Origin of the sequence: Candidatus Infernicultor aquiphilus (assembly GCF_002784285.1) — a bacterium.
Taxonomy (GTDB): Bacteria; Atribacterota; Phoenicimicrobiia; order Phoenicimicrobiales; family Phoenicimicrobiaceae; genus Infernicultor; species Infernicultor aquiphilus.
The window spans coordinates 1-1,581 of record NZ_PFKO01000309.1 but is presented as its reverse complement, the minus strand read 5'-3'; the positions used below and the strand labels follow the sequence as shown (position 1 = coordinate 1,581).

At 40.2% G+C, this 1,581-nt stretch carries 1 protein-coding gene and 1 pseudogene; both read right to left on the bottom strand.

Annotation, left to right across the window (positions count from 1 at the left end; all coding sequences use genetic code 11):
* Positions 1–1,008 (bottom strand): annotated as a pseudogene (locus tag COZ07_RS08595) (hypothetical protein); the annotation flags it as partial.
* 74 nt (positions 1,009–1,082) lie between these two features.
* The coding region (locus COZ07_RS08590; protein ID WP_406608154.1) for a response regulator at positions 1,083–1,581 on the bottom strand (499 nt) is incomplete at its 5' end.

Below are 1,581 nucleotides of genomic sequence, written 5' to 3'. Positions count from 1 at the left end.
TCTCTCTTGATGCTCTTGATCAGGCTGACCAGTGAGCCACCAACTAAATAAAACTTTCTCGCCAGTTTCCCGGTCAACTTTTGAACTCTCGAAGGAGAGTATCGGATAGCCGATCATCTTTTCAGCGGTGGGGTTGATAATCTCCCTTATTTTAAGTAAAATATACATATGGGTAGGAGCCTCTATGAGCTGGGCTAAGGTGTCGATTCTGGCGTGCCGGTGCTCATAAAGAAACCTGAGTATCTCTTTTGAATCGGCATCCAATTCGGTAACAATTTTATTTAATGTCTCCCGGTCTACTTTTAGTAATACTCTCTTATACAGCTCTTTTCTCCAAGTCTCTAAATTAAGTGCTATAATCCAGGCTTTGGATAATTCACCAAAAGATTCATATACTATACTGATAGTATCACTTTGACTAACTCCATATATTCTTTTTTCTATTCTTAAATCCTTTATGCTTCTGAGTGGTATCTCCCCTACCAATCCCGATTTAGAGGTAAAAAAAGTGAGTTTCTCAGGGGTAAGAAGAAGGGTTCCCAGACCCCACCTTGATTGACCGGGAGTTAAATAACTACCCTTTTCTTTTAAAATTACTTGATCAGACTGCGAGTTAGGGGTTGTGAGCTGTGGATCAGAAGATGTAAATTGTGAATCCGGTGTCCTCTCCTCAATTACCTTTTTCCAATTCTCAGGATCTTTTATGGCAATATATGGCACTCTCCTGCCTTCAGATACTATATTAATTTGTTTTACTTTCTTGCCCAAAATCCATCCCCTCTTTACTATATTTATAGTCTTTATTTGACTGAGTAGAACCTTGAATAGTATCTTTCTTCCCTGAACAAAAAGCAGTCTTTTATTGGTAAGGTATAAATTACCCAGTCTCCAAGATGAAGCAAGTGAACTCCCAACATCGTAGCTTGCCGTAAAATACTTAATCACTTCCTCATCAAATAGTAAAGGTAAACTCACTGGTTTTCTTATAGTATCTAAATCTCTTCTCATATTAAAATTGCCTTCCCCTTTTCCTTCCTATGCTCCCTCTCCCCATTGATGACCCCTAAATAGAAATAAGAAGGTCAGCCCTTGACTTTAGACATTTCTGCCGACCAGTCTGTCCATGTATATGGGTCTTTCCTCTCTTGAAACTGTGCTATAATTTCCAATATCCTTTCCTCAGTAAACGGCTTGTCAATGAAACCGTGAACCCCATCCTTGTCCTTCACTTCTGCCCTTTTTTCTTCACTGCCGTAAGCGGAAATTATGACTACTACTGCCTGCGGGGCTGCCGCTTTGATTTCGGGAAGCATATCCATTCCATTCCCGTCAGGTAACTTTAGGTCTAATAATACCAAATTGGGTATCTTCTCCTTTAGACAGGCTATACCTTTAATTATGCTATTGGTAGCTGATACATTATACCCTTTACTTTGCAAGGCATTAGTTAAGAGCCAGCACAAGTCCTCTTCGTCATCCACGATCAAGACATTCTTTATCTGCCTTTTGGGGAGCGGGGTCGGCCTTAGCTCTTCCTTTTCCCTTCTTAATCGTGCCTGTTCTCTCTGTTCAAAAAATGGT